The organism is Candidatus Defluviilinea gracilis (assembly GCF_057138825.1).
This window is the reverse complement of sequence record NZ_DBNHEF010000081.1, coordinates 63,126-69,369: the sequence shown is the minus strand read 5'-3', so window position 1 is coordinate 69,369 and position 6,244 is coordinate 63,126. Positions and strand designations below refer to the sequence as shown.

The 6,244-nt window shown below is 51.3% G+C and carries 7 protein-coding genes; all 7 read left to right on the top strand.

Annotated features, from left to right (window positions below; all coding sequences use genetic code 11):
* Positions 1-167 precede the first annotated feature (167 nt).
* The 7 genes from AC16KF_RS17490 to crcB all read left to right on the top strand — a co-directional run bounded on the left by AC16KF_RS17490 (position 168) and on the right by crcB (position 6,242).
* The gene (locus AC16KF_RS17490; RefSeq protein ID WP_484038644.1) at positions 168-1,697 is read left to right on the top strand and encodes a sulfatase-like hydrolase/transferase; all 1,530 of its coding nucleotides are present in this window, start codon (positions 168-170) and stop codon (positions 1,695-1,697) included.
* Entirely contained in the window at positions 1,694-2,674 is a 981-nt protein-coding gene (locus AC16KF_RS17485; protein ID WP_484038643.1) for a phosphoglycerate dehydrogenase, read from the top strand. Before AC16KF_RS17490 ends, AC16KF_RS17485 begins: the two co-directional genes overlap by 4 nt.
* Positions 2,675-2,680: 6 nt before the next feature.
* The gene (locus AC16KF_RS17480) at positions 2,681-3,505 is read left to right on the top strand and encodes an SDR family NAD(P)-dependent oxidoreductase (protein WP_484038642.1); all 825 of its coding nucleotides are present in this window, start codon (positions 2,681-2,683) and stop codon (positions 3,503-3,505) included.
* Between the two features lie 36 nt (positions 3,506-3,541).
* Positions 3,542-4,396: a 6-hydroxymethylpterin diphosphokinase MptE-like protein gene (locus tag AC16KF_RS17475; RefSeq protein WP_484038641.1), complete on the top strand. Its 855-nt coding sequence runs from the start codon at positions 3,542-3,544 to the stop codon at positions 4,394-4,396.
* Positions 4,393-5,334: a glycosyltransferase family 2 protein gene (locus tag AC16KF_RS17470; protein WP_484038640.1), complete on the top strand. Its 942-nt coding sequence runs from the start codon at positions 4,393-4,395 to the stop codon at positions 5,332-5,334. The genes AC16KF_RS17475 and AC16KF_RS17470 overlap by 4 nt, the downstream gene beginning before the upstream one ends.
* A gap of 69 nt (positions 5,335-5,403) precedes the next feature.
* On the top strand, positions 5,404-5,865 hold the full coding sequence (locus AC16KF_RS17465; protein ID WP_484038639.1) for an NUDIX hydrolase: 462 nt from the start codon (positions 5,404-5,406) through the stop codon (positions 5,863-5,865).
* Positions 5,862-6,242, top strand: a complete 381-nt coding sequence (gene crcB / locus AC16KF_RS17460; protein ID WP_484038638.1) for a fluoride efflux transporter CrcB — start codon at positions 5,862-5,864, stop codon at positions 6,240-6,242. Before AC16KF_RS17465 ends, crcB begins: the two co-directional genes overlap by 4 nt.
* Positions 6,243-6,244: the final 2 nt, after the last annotated feature.

Below are 6,244 nucleotides of genomic sequence, written 5' to 3'. Positions count from 1 at the left end.
TTCGGGGTCTAGGATTCTAGAAGACTGGCTGCCAAATAAATCCAATCCCGAAGGGATGATAGTATTGTAGAGAATGGAATATCAATCCCCCAATCCCGAAGGGATGACATAGCCTCATTGATCTTTGACACCCCTTCGGGGTCTGAGAATGCCATCTTGGTGAATGAATGAATTTTTTTAAACAAATACAGAAAATTTTGGGCAAATGGTTCTCCCTCCCGTGGTATCCCATCCTCTTCGGCGCGTACCCTGTGTTGGCGTTGATGGCGGCAAACGTGGGACAGATCAAACTCGAAGCGGCGTGGCGTCCTCTCATTGTTAGCATCCTCTTCGCGGGGCTTCTTTTCCTCCTGTTGCGCCTCGCCCTCCGTGATTGGAATCGCGCCGCGTTCCTGTCCACGTTGTGGATGGCGTTGTTCTTCTCGTACGGGCATGCCTTCCTCACATTGACGGAAAAAGTAAAAAGCTTCGATTTTGAAAAATGGTTGCTCGTTGTATGGCTCGTACTTGCCTTCCTCTTTGTCGTTTGGGCGGTTAGAAAATCTCCGTCATCACCTCTCGCATTGAACGTGATCGCGCTGGGGCTGGTAGTCACCTCCTTATGGCAGACCAGTTCGGGGGTCCAGAAAGGAGGCGCGCATCGAGTGGGCGCGGAGAATGCTCCCGTGGATGAAAATCTCACGCGTCCCGAAAATCCGCCTGATGTGTATTACTTCATCCTCGATTCGTATGCGCGCGAAGACTTGTTGAAAAGAGCGTATGGCTACGATAACAGCGCGTTTCTCGATGGTCTGCGCGAGCGCGGATTTTATGTGGCGCAGTGCAGTCAGACAAATTACATTCGCACTGAACTTTCGGTGGGCTCGTCGTTGAATATGTCCTATTTGCAGGATTTGGATTCGGCATTTGCGCCCGATAGTATCAAGCGTCGCGCGTTGTGGGATTCGTATCAATACAGCGCAGTGCGCTACAACTTTGAGACGCTGGGTTATAAAACTGTCGCCTTCGCAACGGGCTTCGCATGGAACGAACTCGACGATGCCGATGTGTTTTACACGCCGCCGCCTTTTTCTGCAGGCATGACTGAATTTGAAACCTTGCTCATGCAAACAACTCTCGCGCGGTATGCGCAAGACTTCGGTTGGGTGGATGCCGACGCGATCATGGGGCAAAATTTCCGCGACCGCACATTATTGGTTTTTGATTCAATAGATGACATTGCCCGCATGACCGAACCGACTTTTACGTACATCCATTTGATCTCGCCGCATCCGCCTTTTGTGTTTGGTCCCGAGGGTGAATACACTCACCCCGCCGAATTTTGGAACGAGAAAAAACAATATCCAGCCGATCTGTACGCGCAGGGATATCAAAATCAATTGACCTTCGTAAATAAAAAAATTCTGGATGCGGTAGATACGTTGCTCGCCGAATCTGAAACGCCGCCGATCATTATTTTGCAAGGCGATCATGGTCCGTGGCTTCAGCCACGCGATCGTCGCATGTGGATCCTAAACGCATATTATCTGCCACAACATCAAGAGAAATTATTTTCAACGATCACCCCCGTGAACACCTTCCGCATCGTCTTCAACTCCTACTTCGGCGGGAACTATGATATGCTTCCAAACGTTAGTTATTTTTCACCCGTGCCGAACCTCTATGAATTTTCAGAAGTAAAAAACAATTGCAAATGAAATACACCGTCCTATTCACCGCGCCATACATGATCCCATTTGTGGATCGTTTCAAACCCGTCTTCGCAAAATACGACATCGAACTCATCGTACCAGATGTGCGCGAGCGCATGGAGGAGGAAGACCTGCTGAAATATGCGGGTCAATTCGACGGCGCGATCTGCGGGGATGACCGCTACACCGCGCGCGTGATCGAAGCCTGCGCGCCGCGACTCAAAGTGATCTCAAAGTGGGGGACGGGGATCGATTCACTCGACGCCTCAGCCTGCCTCAGTCATTCGGTGACCATTGGTCGCACCCCCAACGCTTTCACCACTCCAGTAGCGGATACCGTCCTCGGCTACATGCTCGCCTTCGCCCGCCGCCAACCATGGATGGACGCGGAAATGAAACGCGGCAAATGGGAAAAGATTCCAGGCAAGTCGTTGAGCGAATGTACGCTTGGAGTCATCGGTGTCGGCAACATCGGCAAAGCGGTGACTCGCCGCGCGCGAGCCTTCGGCATGAAAGCGTATGGCAACGACATCGTAAATGTTGACCACGTTTTTGTTTCCGAAACTGGAATCGAAATGACGAGTCTCCACTTTCTACTTTCGAACTCTGATTTCGTCTCCATCAATTGCGATCTCAACCCAACCTCCCGTCACTTACTGAACGCCGACACATTTGCATTGATGAAACCAACCGCAGTGTTAATCAATGCCGCGCGCGGACCCATCGTCGAGGAGAAAACGCTGATCGAAGCGTTGCAGTCAAAACGTCTGGCAGGAGCCGCATTGGATGTCTTCGAAGTCGAGCCGCTTCCGCTGGATAGTCCGCTGATGAAAATGGACAACGTCATGCTCGCCCCGCACAACTCCAATTCCAGCCCCGCCGCATGGGAGCGCGTGCATTGGAATACGATCAAGAATTTGGTGGAAGGATTGGGGATGCCTTTTTCGTACACGGATTTCACGGACGACACGGAAAGAACTTAAACTTTGATGTTACGCACCGTTCCGCAGGCTTGTCTTGAGCCTGTCGAAGGGATGAAAGATGAGAGAGGAAAGATGAAAGAGGAAAGAACGGTTTTAATTACTGGCGCGGCGGGCGGGATTGGTCGCGCTACTGTTTCGCTTTTCTCTGAAAAAGGCTGGCGCGTTATCGGCGTGGACAGGTCGGAGTTTGGTGATGATTTTCCAAAGAACGGCTTGTTCATTCGATCTGACATTTCACATCCCGAAGATATGCAAGCCATCTTCGAGCAGGCGCATCGGTTCACAGAATCTCTCGACGCATTGGTGAATAATGCGGCTGTTCAAGTTGCAAAGCCGATCATTGAAACAACTGTTGAAGAATGGGACGCGGTGATGGCTTCCAATTTACGGTCAGTGTTTTTAGGAGTCAAACTGGCGCATCCGTTGATGAAGACAGGCGGCGGCGCGGTGGTGAATGTTTCATCCGTCCACGCGATTCAAACGTCGGCGAATATTGCCGCGTATGCCGCGTCGAAGGGCGGACTGCTCGCCCTCACACGCGCGATGGCGATCGAGTTCGCGCCCGATAACATCCGCGTCAACGCCATCCTCCCAGGTGCGGTGGATACCCCCATGCTCCGCGCGGGGCTGGGACGCGGTCACGTTGGTCATGGTGATGTGCAGGAGAGGCTCGATAACCTCGCCCGCAAAACGGTCAGCGGAAAAGTTGGCAAGCCCGAAGAGATCGCTCACGCGATTTATTTTCTCGCAGATAACGAACAATCCTCTTTTATGACAGGTCAAGCGTTGGTGGTGGATGGGGGAGCGACGGCGAGATTGAGTACGGAATAACTTTGAAAAGGATGAAGGCTGAATGATGAAGGATGAATGAGAACCCAACATCTTTCCTCTTTCTTCTTTCTTATGAAACAAGCCCTCAAGCAGATCATCCCTCTACCTCTCTGGCAATTCACTCGTAACACGTATGACGGGCTACGGCGTATTCCTGAGCTTCCCGCCGCATATTTCCACCCCTGGCGGCGGGAGAGCATCCGTCGGCTTGCCGCATTGAAGGATATACACAAGGGCAAGCGCGCATTCATCATCGGGAACGGACCTAGCCTCAAGCAGACTGACACAAGTAAATTGAAGAACGAGATCACGTTCGGCATGAATCGAATTTATCTGGCATTTCCTGATTGGGGATTTGCAACTACATACCTTTGCGTGACGAACTATCTGGTCGTCGAGCAATTTGTGGACGATATCAACTCACTTGCCATCCCTAAATTCATTTCGTGGCGTTCGCATCGTCATTTCAGTCCCCAATTACCAATTACAAAATTGCCCACTTTCGTTTACACGACTTACACGGGACCGAAATTCGCTTACGATGTTCGTGGGCGGGTGTGGGAGGGAGCGACTGTGACCAATCTCGCGCTTCAGCTTGCGTTTCACATGGGTGTCGAGAAAGTCATCCTCATCGGCGTTGATCACAACTTTGCCTCGAAGGGAGATGTGAACAAAACCGTCGTGTCACAGGGCGACGACCCGAATCACTTTATGCCGAATTATTTTGGCAAGGGTGTCAAATGGCAGTTACCCGATCTGGATACCTCCGAGGTTGGGTACGCGCTGGCGCGTGATGCGTTTCGCAAAGCAGGGCGCGAAGTGGTAGATGCAACGGTCGGCGGTAAATTAACGATCTTCCCGAAAGTGGAATATGGTGCGTTGTTTCAATGAACCTTGTCTCCATCATTACCCCTTCGTTCAATCAAGCGCGCTACCTCGAACAGACGATTCAATCTGTGCTTGAGCAGGATTACCCGAGCATCGAATACATCGTAGTGGATGGCGCGTCCACGGATGGATCGGTTGATGTTATCGAAAAGTACGCGAATAAGCTGGCTTGGTGGGTGAGCGAAAAGGATTCGGGTCAAGCAGACGCCATCAACAAAGGATTTTTGCGTGCGACAGGTGAAATCGTTGCATGGTTGAACTCAGACGATTATTACCTGCCCGGCGCGATTTCTGCGGCGGTGAAAGCATTTGAAGAAAATCCAGATGTTTTGTTGGTTTACGGAAATATGCTTGCCGTGGATGAACGCGGTAATTCGTTCAATGCATTGCATTACAAACAATTGACCTTGCAAGATTTGCTGTGCTTTCAGATCATCGGTCAGCCTGCTGTGTTTTTTCGGCGTGAGGTGTTGTCAAAAGCGGGGATGCTCGATCCTACTTTCCACTTTCTACTCGACCATCACTTGTGGATTCGAATCGCGCAACATGGAAGAATCCTCCACGTGGATCAAACGTGGGCGGCGGCGCGGTATCATGCCGAGGCGAAGAACCGCGCCAAAGCGGCGGAGTTTGGACGCGAAGCCTTCCGCGTTTTGGCTTGGGCGGAGGGACAGGCTGGGCTGGGCGAGGCAATTCGACCCGTGGAAAGACGCGCGCGCGCGTCGGCGCATCGAGTCGACGCGCGGTATCTGCTCGACGGCGGCAAATCCGCCTCCGCGTTGAGGGCATGGATGCGCGCGTTCTTCATCCACCCGCCGACGGCATTGGCGAGGTTGAATATTTTTGTGTCCGCTTTGTTGAATAGTTTGGGACTCGATTTTGTTCGCTCAGAATTTTTATCACGGCGTTCTCGGAAATTGAAAAGTACAAAAACGCGCTAGAGAGCGCGTTTCTACTTTCTACGGGGGATGATGTGTCCGCTCGTTGTGTTTTATAATGCGGGGACTTTTATGATGAAAACATTGATGCGAATTTGGGGCATGTTTCCGCTGTGGGTTCACACATTCGCGGCGATAATCTTGCGTCCGCGGTTTCGGGTGGGGGTTGCGGCGTTAGTGTTCGATGAGCAGGGCAGGGTTCTGTTATTCAAACACACCTATCGCAAGTTTGCGTGGGGGATTCCTGTCGGCGGGTTGGAGTATGGCGAGCAACCCGAAGAGGGAGTGATCCGCGAGTTTTATGAGGAGTCTGGGTTAACGATCAAGGTTGAGCGATTATTATTTGCCGACAGTTCCAAGTTGTTTCGGCATGTGACATTGATGTACCTGTGCAAGATCGTCGGCGGCGAGTTTCGGGAAAGTTATGAAGTTTCTGAGATGAAGTATTTCGACGTGGACGACCTGCCGCGCATGATCTTCGATGAGAAAGATTTGATACGATCCGTTCATAACAGCCTTTGGAGCGCGTCATGAACAATGTTCTACTTGTCGGTATCGGCGGGTTTATCGGTTCTGCCATACGCTACCTGCTCAGTGGGTATGTGCAACAATCCTCCAAAAGTATTTTTCCGTTCGGCACATTGACCGTCAATGTGATCGGATGTTTTGTGATTGGATTCCTATCTCAACTGGCGGAAAACCGCGGCGTCTTTTCAAGCGAAGCGCGCGCGTTTGTTTTTATCGGAATTTTAGGCGGATTCACCACGTTTTCCGCCTTCGGCAATGAAACGCTTAACCTTGCCCACGACGGCGAAAATCTGAGCGCGTTTGCAAACATTGGGTTAAACGTTTTTCTTGGTTTGCTGGCTGTCTGGCTTGGGCGAACCGTCTCTACTTTGATCTGGAGGTAATC